The 19,018-nt window shown below is 71.8% G+C and carries 14 protein-coding genes; 8 read left to right on the top strand and 6 right to left on the bottom strand.

Features of this window, described 5'->3' with window-relative positions; genetic code table 11:
• The first annotated feature begins 41 nt into the window (after nucleotides 1-41).
• Both GA0070614_RS21070 and GA0070614_RS21065 read left to right on the top strand, forming a co-directional pair.
• Entirely contained in the window at nucleotides 42-1,043 is a 1,002-nt protein-coding gene (locus GA0070614_RS21070; protein WP_088979564.1) for a 2-hydroxyacid dehydrogenase, read from the top strand.
• A gap of 99 nt (nucleotides 1,044-1,142) precedes the next feature.
• Entirely contained in the window at nucleotides 1,143-3,416 is a 2,274-nt protein-coding gene (locus tag GA0070614_RS21065) for a DUF4153 domain-containing protein (RefSeq protein ID WP_088979563.1), read from the top strand.
• Nucleotides 3,417-3,479: 63 nt separating this feature from the next.
• On the opposite strand, the gene GA0070614_RS21060 is transcribed toward GA0070614_RS21065, so the two are convergent.
• From GA0070614_RS21060 to GA0070614_RS21045, 4 genes are all read right to left on the bottom strand, one after another.
• Nucleotides 3,480-4,466: a LacI family DNA-binding transcriptional regulator gene (locus GA0070614_RS21060; protein WP_408630780.1), complete on the bottom strand. Its 987-nt coding sequence runs from the start codon at nucleotides 4,464-4,466 to the stop codon at nucleotides 3,480-3,482.
• 98 nt (nucleotides 4,467-4,564) lie between these two features.
• Entirely contained in the window at nucleotides 4,565-5,404 is an 840-nt protein-coding gene (locus GA0070614_RS21055; protein WP_088977577.1) for a carbohydrate ABC transporter permease, read from the bottom strand.
• Entirely contained in the window at nucleotides 5,401-6,399 is a 999-nt protein-coding gene (locus GA0070614_RS21050; protein WP_088977576.1) for a carbohydrate ABC transporter permease, read from the bottom strand. Before GA0070614_RS21050 ends, GA0070614_RS21055 begins: the two co-directional genes overlap by 4 nt.
• A 56-nt stretch (nucleotides 6,400-6,455) precedes the next feature.
• Nucleotides 6,456-7,748, bottom strand: coding sequence for an extracellular solute-binding protein (locus GA0070614_RS21045; protein ID WP_088977575.1), 1,293 nt, complete (start codon nucleotides 7,746-7,748; stop codon nucleotides 6,456-6,458).
• 248 nt (nucleotides 7,749-7,996) lie between these two features.
• On the opposite strand from GA0070614_RS21045, the gene GA0070614_RS21040 reads away from it, so the two are divergent.
• Nucleotides 7,997-9,622: a glycoside hydrolase family 43 protein gene (locus GA0070614_RS21040; RefSeq protein WP_088977574.1), complete on the top strand. Its 1,626-nt coding sequence runs from the start codon at nucleotides 7,997-7,999 to the stop codon at nucleotides 9,620-9,622.
• 70 nt (nucleotides 9,623-9,692) lie between these two features.
• On the opposite strand, the gene GA0070614_RS21035 is transcribed toward GA0070614_RS21040, so the two are convergent.
• Complete coding sequence (locus GA0070614_RS21035) at nucleotides 9,693-10,877, bottom strand: epoxide hydrolase family protein (protein WP_197701490.1); 1,185 nt, start codon at nucleotides 10,875-10,877, stop codon at nucleotides 9,693-9,695.
• Between the two features lie 81 nt (nucleotides 10,878-10,958).
• Between GA0070614_RS21035 and GA0070614_RS21030 the strand changes: the two genes are divergently transcribed.
• From GA0070614_RS21030 to GA0070614_RS21015, 4 genes are all read left to right on the top strand, one after another.
• Nucleotides 10,959-11,930 carry a helix-turn-helix transcriptional regulator gene (locus GA0070614_RS21030; protein ID WP_088979562.1) on the top strand — a complete coding sequence of 324 codons (972 nt, stop codon included), beginning with the start codon at nucleotides 10,959-10,961 and terminating at the stop codon, nucleotides 11,928-11,930.
• Nucleotides 11,931-12,079: 149 nt separating this feature from the next.
• Complete coding sequence (locus tag GA0070614_RS21025; RefSeq protein WP_088977572.1) at nucleotides 12,080-12,589, top strand: SigE family RNA polymerase sigma factor; 510 nt, start codon at nucleotides 12,080-12,082, stop codon at nucleotides 12,587-12,589.
• Entirely contained in the window at nucleotides 12,586-13,464 is an 879-nt protein-coding gene (locus GA0070614_RS21020) for a hypothetical protein (RefSeq protein WP_088977571.1), read from the top strand. Before GA0070614_RS21025 ends, GA0070614_RS21020 begins: the two co-directional genes overlap by 4 nt.
• Nucleotides 13,465-13,662: 198 nt before the next feature.
• Complete coding sequence (locus tag GA0070614_RS21015) at nucleotides 13,663-16,245, top strand: CHAP domain-containing protein (protein ID WP_231933726.1); 2,583 nt, start codon at nucleotides 13,663-13,665, stop codon at nucleotides 16,243-16,245.
• 84 nt (nucleotides 16,246-16,329) lie between these two features.
• Here GA0070614_RS21015 and GA0070614_RS21010 read toward each other — a convergent pair whose 3' ends face one another.
• Nucleotides 16,330-17,172 carry a glutamate ABC transporter substrate-binding protein gene (locus GA0070614_RS21010; RefSeq protein WP_088977569.1) on the bottom strand — a complete coding sequence of 281 codons (843 nt, stop codon included), beginning with the start codon at nucleotides 17,170-17,172 and terminating at the stop codon, nucleotides 16,330-16,332.
• Between the two features lie 166 nt (nucleotides 17,173-17,338).
• Between GA0070614_RS21010 and GA0070614_RS21005 the strand changes: the two genes are divergently transcribed.
• Nucleotides 17,339-18,976, top strand: a complete 1,638-nt coding sequence (locus GA0070614_RS21005; protein WP_088977568.1) for a hypothetical protein — start codon at nucleotides 17,339-17,341, stop codon at nucleotides 18,974-18,976.
• The last annotated feature ends 42 nt before the right edge of the window (nucleotides 18,977-19,018 follow it).

The raw sequence follows: 19,018 nt of genomic DNA, 5'->3' as shown, positions 1-19,018 counted from the left end.
CCGCTCCGCACTGCGGTCACGGGCCGCCTACCGTGATCACCATGCGAGTGGCCGTCTTCAGCACCAAGCCGTACGACCGGGACTTCCTCACCGCCGCGAACGCCGACGGGCGGCACGAGCTGGCCCTGCTGGAGCCCCGCCTGTCGGCGGAGACGGCGACCCTGGCCCGGGGCGCGGACGCGGTCTGCGCGTTCGTCAACGACGACCTGGGCGCGCCCGTGCTGGAGCAGCTCGCCGGGGCCGGGGTGCGGGTGGTGGCGCTGCGCTCGGCCGGTTACAACCACGTCGACGTGGCCGCCGCCGCGAAGCTGGGCCTCACCGTGGTCCGGGTGCCGGAGTACTCGCCGTACGCGGTCGCCGAGCACTGCGTGGGCCTGATGCTCGCCCTCAACCGCAAGATCCACCGCGCGCACAACCGGGTACGCGAGCACAACTTCGCCCTGACCGGCCTGCTCGGCTTCGACCTGCACGGCAGGACCGTCGGCGTGGTCGGCACCGGCAAGATCGGGGTCTGCGTGGCCCGGATCATGGCCGGCTTCGGTTGCCGGGTGCTGGCCAGCGACCCCTACCCCAACCCGGACGCGCTCGCCGTCGGGGTGGAGTACGTGCCGTTGGAGACGCTGCTGGCCCAGTCGCACGTGGTGACCCTGCACTGCCCGCTCACCCCGGACACCCACCACCTCATCGACGCCGAGCGGATCCGGCAGATGCGTCCCGGGGTGATGCTGATCAACACCAGTCGGGGCGCGCTGGTCGACACCCGGGCGGTCATCTCCGGGCTGAAGAACGGCCGGATCGGCCACCTCGGTCTGGACGTGTACGAGGAGGAGACCGACCTGTTCTTCGAGGACCTCTCCGACCAGATGCTGCGCGACGACGACTTCTCCCGGCTCAGCACCTTCCCGAACGTGCTGATCACCGGCCACCAGGCGTTCTTCACCGAGGAGGCGCTGCACAACATCGCCGGCACCACGATCGCCAACCTCACCGCCGTCGAGCGCGACGGCCCCGACGGGGTGACCGGCCCGGCCCGGGTCTGCTGACCGGTCGTACCTGCTCACGGCACGCCGGGTCACGGGACGGCGGGCGGCACCCGCACGCCTCTACAGTGACCGCACCACTCCGTGATCGAGGAGCGTGCCGTGTCCGAGCCGCCACCGACGCCAGACTCCCCCGGGGGCACCGCGCCCGCCGGGGGCGCCGGCAACCCCCTGCCCACCGGCGGGACGCCGTACCTGCTGGTCATGCCGACCGCCGACGGCGCCCCGCCGAGCGTGGTGTGGCCGGGCCAGGAGGGCCAGCCCGCCTGGGCCATCCCGGTCACCGTGCCACCCGGCACCCAGGGGTACGCGGTGTTCGTACCGCTGGTGCCGGCTGCGGCGCCGGAGAGCCCGGCGCCGCCGGTGACCACCGGCGGCGCGACGGACGCCGCCGACGCGCCCTCGGCCCCGCCCGGCGCGCCGACCCCGACTGCGGCGTCCGCCGGCCCGGTGATCCCGGCCCAGGTCAGCGGCGCGCCGACGCCGGCGAACCCGGCAGCCGCCGACGCCGGGCCGACCGCCGACGCCGGACCGGCCGACGCACCGGCCCCGACCGTCGGCGCCGGACCGGCCGACGCACCGGCCCCGACGACCGCCGGCACCGGACCGGCCGACGCACCGGCCCCGACGACCGCCGGCACCGGACCGGCCGCCAGCGCGGTGAAGGAGCCGTCGGCCGGCGGTCCGAACCCGGTCCCCTCCCCCCGCACCGAGGCCGCGACCGGTCCGGCCGTCGCCGTCGCGGAACCGGCGCTGCCGGTGGTGTCCGGCGCGCGACCCGGGCCGCTCGCCGCGCCGCCGGGGGCGCGGCCGATGCCGCAGTACGGCGGCCCGCCGGTCTCCTGGGCGCCCCGCCCCGGCCCGCCACCGCCGTCGTTCCTGCAGACCCGCTGGCCCGGCCCGGAGCCGGCCACCGGATGGGCGGTGCCCGCCGCGGTCGGCGCCGCGGCGCTGGGCGTGGCGTCCTTCGTGCCGCTGAGCCGGGTGGGCATCGGCTGGTTCCTGGGCTGGCTCGTGCTGACCGTCGCGGTGGTCCTCGGCGTCCGGCGGCGCACCGCCGCCCTGCCCCGGAGCGAACGGCTGGTCCGGGCCGGCTGGGCCGGGGCGGCGCTCGCCCTGCTCGCCGTGCTCGCCTTCCGCAACGCCTGGTGGCTGGTGACCTTCTGCGTGCTCGGCGCGCTCGGCTGCGCGGCGCTGGCGATCGTCGGCGGCCGACTGCTCCGCTCGATCCTGTTCAGCCTGGTCGCCGCCCCGTTCGCGGCCCTGCGGGGCCTGCCCTGGGTACGCCGGCACGTCACCACCGGGCCGGACACCGGGGCGGTCCGACGGGTGCTCTGGTCGGTGGTCGCCACCGTGCTGGTGCTGCTGGTCTTCGGCGGCCTGCTCTCCTCCGCCGACGCGGCCTTCTCCGAGGTCCTCGGCGCGATCGTGCCGGAGATCAACGTCGGCAGCGTGTTCCGGTGGCTCTTCCTGGCCGCCGTGGGCGGCCTGATCGCCGTCGCCGCCGTCTACACCCTGGCCGCCCCGCCGGACCTCTCCACCGTGGACAAGCCGGGTGAGCGGCGCTTCGGCATCCTGGAGTGGGCCCCGGCGATCGCCGCGCTGACCGCGCTCTTCGGCGGCTTCGTGGCCGTGCAGTTCACCGTGCTCTTCGGCGGCCAGCGCCACGTCCTGCGCACCGCCGGCCTCAGCTACGCCGAGTACGCCCGCAGCGGGTTCTGGCAGCTCGTCGTCGTCACCCTGCTCACCCTGGCGGTGCTGGGCGGGGTCACCCGGTGGGCGCGGCGGGACACGCCGGCGGAGCGCACCCTGCTGCGGGTGCTGCTCGGGCTGATCAGCGTGCTCAGCGTGGTGATCGTGATCTCGGCGCTGTCCCGGATGTACGCGTACCAGAAGGTCTACAGCTTCACCGGGGAGCGGATCTTCGTGATGGCGTTCGAGCTGCTGCTCGGGGCGGTCTTCCTAATGGTCCTCGCGGCCGGCGTACGGTGGCGCGGGCGGTGGATCCCCGGGGTCACCGTCGCCCTGGCGGTGGCGATGCTGCTGAGCCTGGCCGTGCTCAACCCGGAGGACTACGCCGCCCGCCGCAACGTCGCCCGGTACGAGCAGACCGGCAAGATCGACGCGTGGTACCTGCGGGCGCTCTCCGCCGACGCCACCCCGGCGCTGGCCACGCTTCCCGACCGGGTCCGCCGCTGCACGCTGAGCTGGATCGACGACGACCTCGACCAGCCCGACCCCTGGTACGCCTGGAACCTGGGCCGGGCCCGGGCGCGCGCCGAACTCGACCGGCTCGGGCCGGGCGCGGCCGGCGGGCAGAAGGACTGCAAGGCCGCCGACCAGTTCGACCTGCCCAAGACGCGTACTCCGCGCTGAGGCCGCCGCGCCGCCACGGTCACCCGGCCGTGGCGGCCCGGCACGGCCGCCGGCTCCGGGCCGTCACCGTGCCCGGGGCGGGGCGGCGCTGTCGCGGATGACGAGGTCGGTGGCGAGTTCGACGCGCGGGCTCTCGATCTTCTCGCCCTGGGCCAGGCGCAGCACGGTACGGGCGGCCAGCATGCCCATCTCGGCCAGCGGCTGGCGGATCGTGGTGAGCGGAGGCGAGCACCACCGGACCTCGGGCAGGTCGTCGAAGCCGACCACGCTGATGTCGTCGGGCACCCGCAGGCCCCGCTTGCGGACCGCCTCGTAGACGCCGAGCGCCATCTGGTCGCTGGAGGCGAAGATGGCGGTCGGCGGGTCGGGCAGCGCCAGCAGGTGCGTGCCGGCGGTGTACCCGGCCTCGTGGTAGAAGTTGCCGGGGCGGATCAGGGCGTCGTCGATGGTGATGCCGGCGGCTTCGAGGGCGGCGCGGTAGCCGTCCATCCGGGCCCGGCTGCACATCAGCTGCGGTGGGCCGGCGATGAAGCCGATCCGGCGGTGACCGAGGCCGAGCAGGTACTGGTTGGCGCGGAGGCTGCCCTCCCAGTTGGTCGCGCCTATGGTCGGCGCGTCCTGCGGGGCCACCCCGGCCGGGTCGACGATGACCACCGGCAGGCGGAGCCGGCGCAGCTCGGCCTGCAACGGCGGCTCCACCATGGAGGTCACGAAGATGACCCCCTCGGTGGAGCGGGTACGCATGTTGTCGAGCCACTGCTTGGCCGAGGAGGTACGCCGGTGGATCGCGGAGACGACGGTGCCCGCGCCGCTGCTGTGCGCCACGTCCTCCACCCCACGGATGATCTCCACCGCCCACGGGCTGTCGAGGTCGTTGAAGACCAGGTCGATCAGGGCGGAGCTGGTGCGCCTGCTCGGCGGGCGGCGGCGGTAGCCGTGCCGGGAGAGCAGGTCCTCGACGCGTTCCCGGGTCTGCGGGGCGACGTCGGACCGGCCGTTGAGGACCCGGGAGACCGTGGGCACGGAGACGCCGGCCAAACGCGCGATCATCGCGATGGTGACGTTCCGGCTGTTGTCGGAGTCCACGGTCCACCCTTTCGTCGTGGCGGGATCCTACGGTCGCAGAAGGCTACCGCAGGGCTGGTCGGTCAGCCCTTGACGCTGCCGGCCAGACCGCCGATGAGCTGGCGTTCGGCCACCGCGTAGAAGCCGAGGGCGGGCAGCATGGACAGCACCACGTAGGCGAGCACCCGGGCGGTGTCGTCGGCGTACTGGCCCTGGAACGCCTGCACCCCGACCGGGAGGGTCCACCAGCTCTGGTCGGTGAACACCACGAGCGGGAGCATGAAGTTGTTCCAACTGCTCACCAGGGCCAGCACCGAGACGGTGGCCAGGGCCGGACGGGCCATCGGCAGCAGGATGCGCCAGAAGAACCCGAGCGGGCTGCACCCGTCGAGGGTGGCGGCCTCCTCGACCTCGCCGGGGATGGTGCGGAAGAACTGACGCAGGATGACGATGGTGATCGGCAGGCCGAAGGCGGCCTGGGGCAGGATCACCCCGAGCGGGTTGTCCAGCAGGCCCATGCCGCGCAGCAGCACGAACAGCGGCAGGATGGCCACCGCGAACGGGAACATCAGCCCGATCGCGAACAGGGTGAACAGCAGTTCCCGACCCCGGAAGGCGAAGCGGGCGAAGACGAAGGCCGCCATCGCCGCCGCGCCGACCACGACGATCGTGCTGGACAGCGCGATGAGGACGCTGTTGCCGAGCTGCCGCCAGAACACCCCGGAGCCGAGGATGCCGGTGTAGTTGCCGGGCACCCACGGATCCGGCCAGCCGAGGGGGTTGGTGGAGAGCTGCCCGTTGTCCTTGAAGCCGCCGAGCACCCCGAACCAGACCGGTACGACGATGAGCGCGCCGACGGCGATGCAGACGAGGTGCAGCACGAGCCGGCGGGTCCGCAGGGCCGGGTTCGCCGTGCCGGTCATCGCTGGTCTCCTTGGTTGGTGAGCGCGCCCTCGGTGTCCCGGCGCATGACGACGCGCTGGTAGAAGAGGGCGAAGACGAGGCTCAGGACGAACATGACGATGCTGATCGCGCTGGCGTAGCCGACCTCGAAGCGGCGGAAGCCGTACTGGTACATCGTCACGGCCATGGTCTCCGAGGCGTGGATCGGGCCGCCGCCGGTGAGCACCCAGACCATGTCGAACAGCTGGATGGTGCCGATCACCGACAGGAACACGCTGATCCGGATCGTCGGCCCGAGCAGCGGCAGGGTGACGTGGCGGAAGGCCTGCCAGGCGCTGGCGCCGTCGGTGACGGCGGCCTCGGACAGCTCCTTGGGGATGCTCTGCCGGGCGGCCAGGAAGAGGATCATGTACAGGCCGAAGTACTTCCAGGACACCACCAGGAAGACGGCGAACAGCACGGTGTCCGGGTCACCGAAGACCGCGCCGGCGTCGGCCCCCAGCCACCGGGAGATCGTCTCCCCCAGCCCCCGGTTCGGCGAGAACACCAGGGTGAACAGGACGGCCGTGGTGACCTCGGAGAGCACGTACGGGGCGAAGAAGACCAGCCGGTAGACGCTACGGCCCTTCAGCGGCTGGTTGAGCAGCATGGCCAGGCCCAGCGCGACGGGCAGCTGGACCACCAGGGACAGCACGATCAGCACGAGCCCGCGCCACAGGTCGCCCCGGAAGGTCGGGTCGGCGAAGGCCCGGGTGTAGTTGTCCAGCCCGACGAAGTTCTCCGGCAGGCCGAAGCCGTTCCACTTGTACAGGCTGGCGTAGCTGGCCACCGCGATCGGAGCGACGACCAGCAGCACGAACAGCACCAGGGACGGGGTCAGGAAGGCCGCGAGAGTGGCGCGGCGGGACGGCCGGGGCCGGCGGCCGCGCACCCGCGCGGTGGCCGGCCCCCGGGCCGGCGGGTCGGTCGCCGCGTCACCGCGCAACGCGCCCGACACGGCCGATGAACTGGTCATGCCTGCTCCACTCGGTTCTCGCCACCGGCCATCGGCCGGTGCGGGGGCCGCCACGGCTACTGGCTCTTCGCCACCTGGGTGACGTCCTTGACGACCTGCGCCGGTGACTTGTTGCCGGCGATCAGCTCGGCCACGCTGTCGTTGACCTGCTGGCCGACGGCCGGCGGGTACGCCTGGTCGAGGTAGAGCTGGAAGCCGGTGGCGTTGGCCAGGTTCTCCGCGACGACCTTGCTGTTCGGGTCGGAAATGGCCGGCGCGGCCTCCTTGACCGTGGGCAGCACGGCGCCGGTCTTGGCGGCCCGGCGCTGGCTGTCGGCGGTCAGCAGGGACTTGAGGAAGTCGACGGTCGCCGCGGGGGCGTCCTTGCCGACGGCGAAGCCGTTGCCGCCGCCGAACACCTCCGACGCGGAGCCCTTGCCCCCGTCGACGGCGGGGAACGGGAAGAAGCCGAGCTTGTCGCCGAGGCCCTTCTTGCTGGTGGAGCTGGACGCCTGCACCGACGGCGCCCACTGGCCCATGAGTTCCATGGCCGCGCCGCCGTTGCCGATGGTGGCGGCCTGCCCGTCCGGGGAGCCGTACTCGGCGCCGAGGAAGCCCTTCTGGAACGGTTGCAGGTCGACCAGTTCCTTGAGCCGCTCGCCGGCGGCGACGAAGTCGGGGGTGTCGAAGTTCTTGTCCTTGGCGGCCTGCTGAAGGGCGCCGAGTCCGCCGATGCGCATCGCCAGGTAGGCCCAGTAGAAGTGGCCGGGCCACTTGTCCTTGCCGGCCAGCGCGATCGGGACGATCCCGGCGGCCTTGAGCTTGCGGACCACGTCGAGCACGCCGGACCAGCTGGTCGGCATCGCGGTGATGCCGGCGCGGGCGAAGAGGTCCTTGTTGTACCAGAAGCCGACCATGCCGACGTCGAACGGGACGCCGTAGATCCGGTCGTCGATGGTGAACGGTTGCAGGGCGGCGGGCACCAGGCCACCGATCCACGGCTCGACGTCGTCGGTGAGGTCCTTGACCAGGCCGGCGTCCACCTGCTGCTTGAGCACGCCGCCGCCCCAGGACTGGAAGAGGTCCGGCGGGTCGCCGGCCTGGGTGGCGGTGGTCAGCTTGGCCTTGAACGCCTCGTTCTCCAGCGGCTGGATCTTGACGGTGACGTTGCTGTGCGCGCTCTGGTACTCCTGGGCCATCGCCGCCCACACCGGCAGCATCGGCTCGGTGTTCTGGATGTGCCACCAGTTGATGGTCTGCGGGCCGTCCGGGTCGCCGGACTCGTCGTCGCTGCAGGCGCTGAGCAGGTAGGCGCCGGCACCGGCGCCGACGAGGCCGAGCAGCGTTCTGCGGGAGAGGTGCGCTGTCATGGTCCATCCCTTCGAGGACTCACAAGGTGCTCGGACGCCGATCAGACCGGCGGGACATCCAACGTCTAGCTCCGAAACTTTCGGGATGTTGCTCGGTATTACCGATCGATGGCCGGCACGCTACGAGCTGATTCCGCGCGGGTCAAGGGGTCTGTCGCAACGCGCCGAGAACAGATAGCGTGTGCAGCACTTCCCGAACTTCCGGAATCTCTTCGAAAGTTTCCGAGAGCTGCACCAGAGGAGCGTCCGTGTCGACCGAGACCGCTGACGTGGCGACCGCTGCCCGGTCGATCCGCAATCCCGTCCTCGCCGGGTTCCACCCGGACCCGTCGATCCTGCGGGTCGGCGACGACTACTACCTGGCCACCTCGACCTTCGAGTGGTACCCCGGGGTCCGCGTGCACCACTCGCGCGACCTCGTGCACTGGCGCCCGCTGGGCGGCATCATCACCGAACGCCGCCTGCTCGACCTGCGCGGCTGCGGCGACTCCAACGGCGTGTGGGCACCCGACCTGTCCTGGCACGACGGCGAGTTCCACCTCGTCTACAGCGACGTGGCCAGCTTCGCCAGCGGCTACTGGGACCCGCAGAACTACCTGGTCACCGCCCCCACCATCGACGGGCCCTGGTCCGACCCGGTGAAACTGCACGGGCACGGCTTCGACGCCTCGCTGTTCCACGACGACGACGGCACCAGTTGGCTGCTGAGCATGAGCGCCGACTGGCGGCCCGGTCGCGACCGCTTCGGCGGCATCGAGATCCAACAGTACGACCGGGCCGCGCGCCGTCTCGTCGGCCGGCCCCGCCTGCTGTTCACCGGCACCCCGGTCGGGCTCACCGAGGGCCCGCACCTGTACCGCCACGACGGCTGGTACTGGCTGATCACCGCCGAGGGCGGCACCAGCTGGGAGCACCAGGTCACGGTGGCCCGATCGCGCGAGCTGTTCGGGCCGTACGAGGTGGACCCGGACGGGCCGCTGCTGACCTCCGTGGGCCGGCCCGACCTGCGGTTGCAGAAGGCCGGCCACGGCAGCCTCGTCCGCACCCCGCACGGCGAGTGGTACCTGGCCCACCTGGTCGGCCGCCCCTACACCCCGCTGGGCAACTGCGTGCTGGGGCGGGAGACCGCCATCCAGCGGGTCGAGTGGCCCCGGGGCGGCTGGCCCCGCATCCCCGGAGGCGTGCCGGCGGACGAGGTCGTCGCGCCCGGCCTGCCCGCGCATCCGTGGCCGGCGGAGCCCGCCACCGACCACTTCGACGAGCCGGAGCTGGGCAACTGCTGGTCGACGCTGCGCCGGCCGGCCACCCCGGACTGGATCGACCTGCGGTCACGCCCGTCGTACCTGCGGGTGCACGGCGGACAGTCACCGGTGGGTCGGCAGGCCCCCAGCCTGGTCGCCCGGCGCGTCGGCGCGACGCACTGCTCGCTGGAGACCGTGGTCGAGTTCGACCCGGTCGACCACCGCCAACTGGCCGGGATCACCGCCTACTACAACACCCTCAACTGGCACCACCTCTACCTGACCCGCGCCGACGACGGGCGGACGGTGCTGGAGCTGCTCAGCTCCGACAGCGGCCGGCGCACCCCGTACCCGGCGCTGAGCGTCGACGCCACCGGGGCCGGCCGGGTCGGCCTGCGGGCGGTGTTCGACGGGCCCGTCGTGCGCTTCGGCTACGACCTCGGCGCCGGCTGGCGACAGCTCCCGGTGCAGTTGGACGCCACCATCCTCTCCGACGAGCACGCCGCGCTGATCATCGACGGCGAGCCGGCGGCCTGGGGATTCACCGGCGCGTTCCTCGGCCTGTGGGTGCAGGACCTCGGCGGCGACGGCGCGTACGCCGACTTCGACCTCGCCACCTACCGGGAGCACTGACCGACGCCCGTCACCGCCCGGGCCGGCGGCTGCCCGGCCCGGGCGGTGACGTCCTCGCACCGGCGTCCGGTCAGCGGACCGTACCGAAGAACCGCCGCACGTCGGCGACGAACAGGTCGGGCTGCTCCAGCGCGAAGAAGTGCCCGCCGCGGTCGTACTCCGACCAGTGCACGACGTGGTGGTCGCGCTCGGCGAACCGGCGGACCGTGACGTCCCGGGCGGTCGCGACCAGGACCCCGACGGGCACGCCACCCGCCGCGGCCGACTCCCAGCCGGCGTCGTCGGCGCCGGATCCCGTGTCGTCGCCCCACGCCTCGCCGCTCCACCCGGAGGCGGTGATGTCCTCGTAGTAGACCTGGGCGGACGAGCCGCCCGCACCGGTCAGCCAGTAGAGCGTCACGGTGGTCAGCAACCGGTCCCGGCCGATCACGTCCTCGGCCAGCCCGTCGTCGGGGTGGTCGGTCAGCCGCTGGAACATCTCCACGATCCAGGCGAGCTGGGCGACCGGGGAATCGTGCAGCCCGTACGCCAGGGTGTGCGGTGACTTCGCCTGGATCTGGAGGTAGCCGTCGTTGTAGCCGTCCATCGCCGCCACGCGCTGCCGCTCCACCTCGGTGAGCCCGTCGAGTTCCCCGTCCGCGCCGCTCGGGAAGGTGAGCAGCGCGTTGAGGTGGACCCCGACCACCCGGTCCGGGGCCTGCCGGCCGATCGCCGGGGCGACCCAGGACCCGGTGTCGCCGCCCTGCACGCCGTAGCGGTCGTAGCCGAGCAGCTCCATCAGCCGTACGAGCGCGCCGGCCATCCGCTCGCTGCCCCAGCCGGGCCCGGACAGCGGCGTGGAGAACCCGAAGCCGGGCAGCGACGGGATCACCAGGTGGAACGCGTCGGCCGAGTCGCCGCCGTGGGCCTTCGGATCGGTCAGCGGGCCGATGCTGTCGAGGAACTCCAGGAACGAGCCCGGCCAGCCGTGCAGCAGCAGCAGCGGCGTCGCGTCCGGCTCCGGCGAACGCACGTGCAGGAAGTGCAGCCGCTGACCGTCGATCTCGGTGACGTACTGCGGGATCTCGTTGAGCGCCGCCTCGTGCCGGCGCCAGTCGTACCCGGTGCGCCAGTGGTCGGCGAGCGTGCGCAGGTAGGACACCGGCACGCCACGGTGCCAGCCGACGTCGGGCAGGTCGGGCCAGCGGGTGTTCGCCAGCCGAGCCGCCAGGTCGTCCAGCTGGGAGCCGGGCACGTCGATACGGAAGGGTTGAATGTCCGGTGATGTCGTCACGGACCTGACGGTAGGAGCCGGTCAGGTCAGCTTCGGACCTAAGTGGCTGGCATTCTCGTGGTCATGGTGAAGTCGTCCGCGCGGCTGCTCCGGCTGCTGTCGCTGTTGCAGACGTACCGGCACTGGTCCGGCGCCGAGCTGGCGGACCAGCTCGGCGTGACGGTCCGGACGGTACGCCGGGACGTCGACCGCCTGCGGGAGCTGGGCTACCCCGTGCACGCGGCCCAGGGCACCGCCGGCTACCGGCTGGGCGCCGGCGCGGCCCTGCCTCCCCTGCTGCTCGACGACGACGAGGCGGTCGCGGTCGCGATCGGGCTGCGCACCGCCGCCGCCAGCGCGGTGACCGGCATCGACGAGACCGCCCTGCGCGCGCTGGCCAAGCTGGAGCGGGTACTGCCGTCGCGCCTGCGGCACCGGGTCACGGCGGTGCAGAAGGCGACCGTCCGGGCCACGCACCCCGGGCCGACCGTGGACGCGGACGTGCTCACCGCGATATCCGACGCCTGCCACCGCCGGGAGCGGCTGCGGTTCGACTACACCGACCACCACGGCGGCCGGTCGACCCGGCTGGTCGAGCCGCACACCCTGGTCAGCTGGGGCCGGCACTGGTACCTGGTCGCCTGGGACCCGGACCGTGACGACTGGCGGTCGTTCCGGGTGGACCGGCTGCGGCCGTGGACGCCGACCGGCCCCCGGTTCACCCGCCGGGAACCACCCGGCGGCGACGCCGCCGGGTACCTGGCGCGGCAGCTCTCCGTCGGACCGTGGGCGGTGCGGGCCACGGTCACCGTGCCCGAGCCGGCGACCGTCGTGGCCGGGCGGCTCTGGCCCGGCATGGGCGCCGTCGAGGCCGTCGACGCGACGAGCTGCCTGCTGCACCTCGGCGCCGACACCCCCGCCGACCTGGCCTGGATGGTCACGGTGCTCGGCGTCGACTTCACCGCGTCCGGGCCACCGGAGTTCGTCGACGCCGTCCGAGCCCTCGGCGCGCGGTGCGCCCGCGCGGTCCACGGCACGACGGACGGTCAACCGTGACGACGCCCCGCGCGGTCGCCGCCCGTCCGGGTCCACCGGACACGATCGGGCCCGCGCCGGCGGGCCGTGCGCCGAAGCCGTCGATCCGGCTGCAACCCTGGACGGCCGACCCCGCGTGACTATCTCCGAATCGGGGATCGGAGGCTCGAATGGGCGATCGCGACACCGCGTTCGCGGAGTATTTCGCCGCACGGTCGGCGTCGATGCGGGGCACCGCGTACCTGCTCTGCGGTGACTGGCATCGGGCGGAGGACCTGGTCCAGACCGCGTTCACCAAGCTCTACCTGGTCTGGAACCGGGTGGCGCGGCACGAGGTGCTCGACGCCTACGTACGCCAGATCCTGGTCCGGACCTTCCTGGACGAGCGGCGGCGCGGCTGGTGGCGGCGGGAGCGGGTGGGCGGGGAGGACGCCGAACGGCCCACCCCGCCCGACTCGCCGGAGAACCGGCTGGTGATGCTCCGGGCGTTGGCGGCCGTACCGCCGCGCCAGCGGGCCGTCCTGGTGCTCCGGTACTGGGAGGACCTGCCCATCGACGAGGTGGCGGCACTGCTCGGGTGCTCGGCCGGGACGGTCAAGAGCCAGGCGGCTCGCGGCCTGGACACCCTGCGCGGGCTCCTGACCCCCACCTACAGCGGGATCGAGAAGGGGGAACGATGAACGGGGAAGAGTTGCGCGAGACACTGCGCAGCGAGATGGCGGAGGTCGACGCGCCGCCACCGTTGGACGCGGCCACCGCGCTGGCCGTCGCACGGCGGGCCCGGGCCCGCCGGCACACCGCCTGGGCCTGCACCGGCGCCGCCGCCGCGGTGCTGGCGGTCGCCGGCGTCGCCGGGATCACGGCCATCGACACCACCGGCGGCCGGGGCTTCAGCGCGGCGGCCCCCGGGGCGGCGAGTCCCCGGCCCACCGACACCCCGCCACCGGCCCTGCCCACCCCGTCGGAGACCAAGACCGGGCAGCCGTGGCCGACCGGACCGGACGGCCGGCCGCAGGAGGACCGGACCGCATCGGCCGGCACCCGCCACGACCAGGGGGTACGGCTGCTCGACGCGATCGTCGCCGTGGTGCCGGCCGGCTACACCGCACCGGAGAACCTCCCGAACCAGCCTGCCGACCAGCTGCCGCGGCAGCACCAGGCCCAGTTCGAGGACAGGCTCAACGGTGTGGACGTGTGGAGTTACCTCTCCTCGGTCACCCTGAAGCAGGGGGACCGGACGGGTCGCCTGGCCGTCGAGGTGCACACCGCGGGCAACGCGCTGCCCTCCGAACCGTGCGACCTGGCCCGGCAGTTCTGGGGAATGCAGGGCGAGTGCCAGGTGACCGCCGTCGGCGGGCGGCAGGTCGGCGTGGTGGTCCGGGCCACCGGCGACGACCGGTTCGACCAGTGGGCGGCGTACCGGCACCCGGACGGGGTGGTGGTCTACGTCGCCCAGGCCGGGAAGCTGGGCACCGGCCCGGCGCTGACGGCGCTGCCGTTCTCCGTGGCGCAGCTCGCGGCGCTGACCGGCGACGAACGGTTCCATCTGCGGTGAGGCGGGACGGCGTGGGGCGTGGCGGTCGCCGCGCCCCACGCACGAGCCCGACCGGGTTCGGCCGTGGAACCTCCACCATGAGCCACCTTGTGCGGCCCCACCCGCTTCGCTCTGATGAGCCGATGAGCGACCGCCCGGATCGCTCGCCATCTCTGAACGGAGCATCCCCCGTTGCGTACCCTGCAACGCGTGCTCGCCATGACGGTCAGTGCCTGCACGGCACTGGTCGCCGCCGTGGCGATCGCGTCTCCCGCACAAGCCGATCCGACCTTCCCGCTGTACGGGCCCTACCCCGCCACGACCGCGATCGACGGTCGCAGCAGCATGGACCCGAACGACCGTACCGCGACCGATCTGTACCTCAGCGGTGAGCAGATCTACCTGCGCTGCCAGGACTCCGGCATGAGCGCCGGCGGCAGCACTGTCTGGGACTACACCCGTGAGGGTTATTGGATTCCCGACGCCTACGTGCGCACCGGCAGCAGCGGTTTCGTCGCGGGCGTCCCGCGCTGCCTGTCCATCGGCATCAACGGCACCCCGTCGGGCGGCGGCGCCAACTCCGGCCCCTATCCGGTGAAGGTCGCCATCGACGGCCGCGGCAGCGCCGATCCGAACGACCGCATCCGCGTCGACGCGTACCCCGACGGCAGCTCGCTCTGGGTGCGCTGCCAGGACTACGGGGTCGCGGTCGGTGGCTCGACGCTGTGGATCTACACGACGGACGGCTACTGGGTGCCCGACGCGTACGTCAGCACCGGCACCAGCGGTCGCATCACCGGCGTTCCGCTGTGCTCGTCGATCGGCATCAGCGGCGGCGTGGCCACCAACCCGAACGGTGGCACCCAGTTCAAGATCCGCGCGACGTTGAACGGCTACTTCGAGAAGAGCCTCGGCGCGGGCAACGTCTGGGACAAGTACGGTGAGGGCAGCTACGTCACCGTCATGTGCCAGGCGTACGGCGAGGTCAACTACGGCGGCTCGGCGATCTGGGACATGACCAGCGACGGGCTGTGGATCCCGGACTTCTACGTCATCACCGGATCCAGCAGCCTCGTGATGCGCCAGTGCGACAGCGACCCGCCGTCCGGCGGCGGGAACCGGTTCCTCGCCAAGACCACCCTCAACGGCTACTACGGCAAGAGCCTGACCTCGGGCAGCGTCGTCGACAAGTACCCGGGCGGCAGCTACCTCACCATCACCTGCCAGGCGTACGGTGAGTTCAACTATGGCGGCTCGGCGGTGTGGGACAAGACCAGCGACGGGCTGTGGGTGCCGGACTTCTACGTCTCCACCGGCTCGGTCGACATCATCCTGCCGCGCTGCGACAACGATCCCAAGCCCACCGGAGGACCGGGCAACCCGACCGTGCCCACGACCCCGAGCCCGGGCAGCGTCGCCTCGTCGGACATCCGCTCGGCGATCGTCAACGCCGCCTACGGGCAGCTCGGCACCGACGAGTGGGGCGACAACTGCAACCCCTACGGCTACCACGGCACCGTGAAGTGCGGCGATCCGTGGTGCTCGATGTTCGCCTCGTGGACCTGGCAGCAGGCCGGTATCGACGTGTACTTCCCGTACTCGGGCACCTTCGAGACCTGGGGCCGCAACCACGGCCTGCTGCGCTCGAAGTCCAACATCCGCCCCGGCGACGTGGTCCTCTACGGCAACGGCTACTACTCCAGCCAGCACATCGGGGTCGTCGTCGACGTGCTGCCGGACGGCCGGATCACCACCATCGAGGGCAACTACGGCAACACCGTGAAGAAGGTCGGCCCGTTCGACCCCGGCAACCCCGGGGCGGTGCACACGTACGACAACATCTACGCCGTCGTCGCCCCGGTCGCCGACCCGTCCACCGACAAGAAGTGGGGCACCAGGGCCATTTCCGACGAGGACGCGGAGAACGACGGCGTCGACAGCGGTGAGGAGTTGTGCGCCGCCTCGGCGTACCCGGGTGTGTACTACGCCGGCTGCCTGGAGTACTCCGGCAGCAGCGTCAAGGCCCACCTGTACGCGAAGCCGCTGAGCACCTCCGCGGTCGTCCGGGGAAAACTGACGATGATCGACTCAGCCGGTGACCTGACGTTGAACACCTGCCAGGCGGCGTACTACGGCAACGACAGATCCTGCGACGGGCCGAGCTTCGTTTCGACAGCCGGGAGGACGACGGTGCTGCAGACCGGCATCGAGATCAACGGCGGCTGGAAGCACACGTTGCGGGTGGCCAGCATGAACGTCAACGGCGAGGAGCAGCAGACCGGCACCTGGTGCGGCCCGACCGCGCTGCAGGCGATCCTCAAGTCGCTCGGCAAGACGCCGCTGGACACGCAGGCCGGGTACGCCGCCAAGCTCGGCACCGACTCACTCGGCACCAACCCGTGGGACGTGCGCGACGTGCTCAACGCCGAACTCGCCGGCAGGTCCGGGCTCACGAGCTACGTGTACCACGACTACGCGGCCGAGGGCGTCTCCAGCGACAAGTGGAAGCTGGTGATGAACAAGCTCGCCCGCTCGGTCGACCTGAGCCAGCCGGCCGCCATCGTCGTGCAGGCCAAGGACATCCCCTGGTGGAGCAACGACGACTACTTCACCATGCACTACCTGGTGGTGCAGGGCTATGCCGGCATCAAGAACAGCAACGGCACCTACGACATCGACAAGTTCATCGTGTGGGACCCCGCCCACGACGACCACCACCTGGTCAACGCCAGCCAGATGTACAGCATGACCAACATGGACGGCATCCCCGGCCAGGGCCACATGATCGTCGTGGCCGAGTAGCAGGCGGGTGAGGGCTGCGCGGCGTGGCGGAGCCCTCACCCCGCCGGCCCGACGGCGTACGTTGCCGCCGCCGGCCCTGGTCACTCACGAACTGCAGTGGCTCATCCTGCCGGCGTCCAGCGTCGGTACCGAGTTGCCACCTTTGCCCAACGTGGCGGTCCAGGCGGCCTGGTAGGACCCGTCCCGCGCGGCGGCCAGCAGGATCTGGTTGATCCTCTCGCAGCCGGCCTTGTCCTTCTTCCTCATCCCGATGCCGTAGGGCTCCTCCGAGAAGGTCTTGCCCACCAGCTTGAACTTGCCCGCGTACTGCGGCCGCATGGAGTAGCCGAGGAGGACCACGTCGTCGGTGCTCATCGCGTCGACCGCGCCCGACTCGAGGTCCGCCAGGCACCGGTAGTCGGAGTCGTACTGCTGCAGGCGGACCTTCGGGTACTGCGACCGGATCCGCCTGGCCGACGTCGAGCCGGCATTGGAGCAGACGACCTTGCCGTCGAGGTCCTCCGGCCCGCTGAGCGTCGAGTCGGTCTTGACCAGCAGATCCTGGCCGGCGACGTAGTACGGACCGGCGAACCTGACCTCCTTCTTGCGCGCTTCGTTGATCGTGTAGGCGGACACCACCAGGTCGACCGCGCCCTCCTTGATGACCCGTTCGCGGTCCGGCAGGCTGGTGTCCCTCCACTGGATGTCGGCCGGGTCGACGCCGAGTCCCTTGGCGACGATCTTTCCGATCTCGATGTCGAAGCCCACGTAGGTGCCGTCGGTCTTCAGGCTGAGACCCGGCTGGTCGGGAATCACTCCGATGGCGAGCGTCTTCGTCTCCGTGGCCTTCTCGATGACGCCGGGGCCGCTGTCGTCCCCACCGCAGGCGCCGGTGGTGAGTGTGATCGCCGCGGCCACCACCGTCGCCGCCGCCCACGTGACCCGCATACCCCTCTCCTTCGTCGAGGACGGACGGCCCCGGAGCCGGGCACCACACGTAACTGTGCCGCAATTACCCGGGTCTCGCCTACTTCGTCAGTAAATAGTCGCGCAACGGTAAGTTGGGCCCAACTGGGTCTCACACCCTCCGGTCGGCCGGCGGAAGGGAGGAACCGTGCGCCCCGAGCGGGTACGACTGCTGTGGCTGCTCGTCCTGACCGCCGTACCGGCGGCGGCCGTGGCGGCCGTGCTGTACGCCGTCGACTTCACCTCGGCGTTCGGCCTGGCGCCCCAGGCAAGCGCGATCTCGCCGTACGGGGCGTTCTTCGACCTGCGCTGGGTGCTGGTGTACCACAACTCCTGGGCCATGTTCGCCGGCCTGTTGCTGGGCGCCATCGTGTTCCGCGGACTGTTCTCGGCCGTACTGGTCGCGCTCGCCTGGCCGGCCGAGCGGCCGTGCCCGTCGCTTCGCCGGCTGGCCGGGCGCAACCTGGCCTTCGCGGCCGTCGTCGCCGTGATCCTCTCGCCGTGGACCGCGCTGGCCGTGGTCGCCTCGGACGTCTCGTTGGCCTACTTCCAGTTCCTCGAGTTGGTGCCGGTGATCATCCTGGCTCCGCTGCTCCAACGGGGCGGGATCGTGCCGGGCTGGTGGCGCGGCCTGCCGTCGGCCGCCATCGTCGGCTGGTCGCTGCTCAACTTCGTGACCCTCACCGCGGGCGCCGCGCTGGTCTGGTCCGTCCCGGACCGGTTGACGGTACCGGCAGCCGCCGTGGCCGGCATGGTCAACGGCCTGCTGTGGCGGCAGAAGGTGCGTGCCACCGTACTCCAGCAACGGGTGCGGTGGGCCCGACTGCCCGTGACGCCACTGGTCGTCGCCATGGTGGTGAGCAGCCTGCTGTTGGTCGAGTACGCCGAGGACCGGGGGGCCCGCGGCGCCGGCCAGTCGCTGCAACCCATCGACGCCCTGCCACAGTTCGGGGACATCGGCCATCCGGTGATCTTCCTCGGCGGCTACAACTCGGCCCACTACGGCGACCCGTCAGAATCCCAACCTCCCATCGTGCGCTTCTCGTACCGGGGCACCGACAACCACGGCAAGCCGGTGTTCTACGCACCGGTCGACACCCACCAGGCGCTGTCCACCAGCGCCCAACTGCTCGCCACCCAGGTGGATCAACTCCACGCACGCAGCGGTAAACCGGTTTCGCTGATCGGACAGAGCGAAGGCGCCCTCGTCGTCCGCTACTACCTGGACCGCTACCCGCACCCGGCGGTCGACACGGTGGTGCTGGACAGCCCGATCCTGCGGGCCGGGCGGATCTACTACCCACCGCCGCAGGCCCGTTCGGGCTGGGGCATCGCCACTGGTTGGCAACTGCGCGGCATGTTCAAACTGATGGAAGCCACCAGCGAGGCGCCGGACACGCCCGACTCGCCGTTCATCCGCTCCCTGCTGGACGACGCCCCGTTCTACCGCAACCGCCTGCTCTGCCCGGTGCCGGGCGTACGGATGATCGCGCTCCTGCCGATCGTCGACGCCATCACGGTGCCGGCGGAGCTCAACGCCCAGATCCCCGTGATCCAGATGGCCGGCTTCCACGGCCACCTGATCGACCGGCCGGCCGGACTGCGCCACCTGGCCGACCATCTCACCGGCAAGCGGCCGAGCAACCTGCTCCGGTGGGAGTACTCAGCCCTCCAGCGGGTCGCCGGAGCGTGGCAGGCACCGGCCCTGCCGTTGGCACTCAACCCGGCATGGCACGCCCCCGACCAGCCCGACGCGGCACTACGGCGGGAACCCTGCCGGCCCTGAGCCGTACCGCCGCGCCGGGTCCGCCCACCGGGTGAAAGTCGT

The sequence above is a fragment of the Micromonospora coxensis genome (assembly GCF_900090295.1).
GTDB classification, from domain to species: domain Bacteria; phylum Actinomycetota; class Actinomycetes; order Mycobacteriales; family Micromonosporaceae; genus Micromonospora; species Micromonospora coxensis.
The sequence above is the reverse complement of the archived record's forward strand: the minus strand, read 5'-3'. Positions and strand labels throughout refer to the sequence as shown.

Bases quoted from the DNA above. Each gene is read 5' to 3' on its own strand.
- GA0070614_RS21060 (WP_408630780.1), bottom strand. From the start codon at position 4,466: ATGATCGCGCGTTTGGCCGGCGTCTCCGTGCCCACGGTCTCCCGGGTC.
- GA0070614_RS21030 (WP_088979562.1), top strand. From the start codon at position 10,959: ATGGTGAAGTCGTCCGCGCGGCTGCTCCGGCTGCTGTCGCTGTTGCAG.
- GA0070614_RS21025 (WP_088977572.1), top strand. From the start codon at position 12,080: ATGGGCGATCGCGACACCGCGTTCGCGGAGTATTTCGCCGCACGGTCG.
- GA0070614_RS21055 (WP_088977577.1), bottom strand. From the start codon at position 5,404: ATGACCGGCACGGCGAACCCGGCCCTGCGGACCCGCCGGCTCGTGCTG.
- GA0070614_RS21015 (WP_231933726.1), top strand. From the start codon at position 13,663: ATGACGGTCAGTGCCTGCACGGCACTGGTCGCCGCCGTGGCGATCGCG.
- GA0070614_RS21050 (WP_088977576.1), bottom strand. From the start codon at position 6,399: ATGACCAGTTCATCGGCCGTGTCGGGCGCGTTGCGCGGTGACGCGGCG.
- GA0070614_RS21070 (WP_088979564.1), top strand. From the start codon at position 42: ATGCGAGTGGCCGTCTTCAGCACCAAGCCGTACGACCGGGACTTCCTC.
- GA0070614_RS21020 (WP_088977571.1), top strand. From the start codon at position 12,586: ATGAACGGGGAAGAGTTGCGCGAGACACTGCGCAGCGAGATGGCGGAG.
- GA0070614_RS21045 (WP_088977575.1), bottom strand. From the start codon at position 7,748: ATGACAGCGCACCTCTCCCGCAGAACGCTGCTCGGCCTCGTCGGCGCC.
- GA0070614_RS21010 (WP_088977569.1), bottom strand. From the start codon at position 17,172: ATGCGGGTCACGTGGGCGGCGGCGACGGTGGTGGCCGCGGCGATCACA.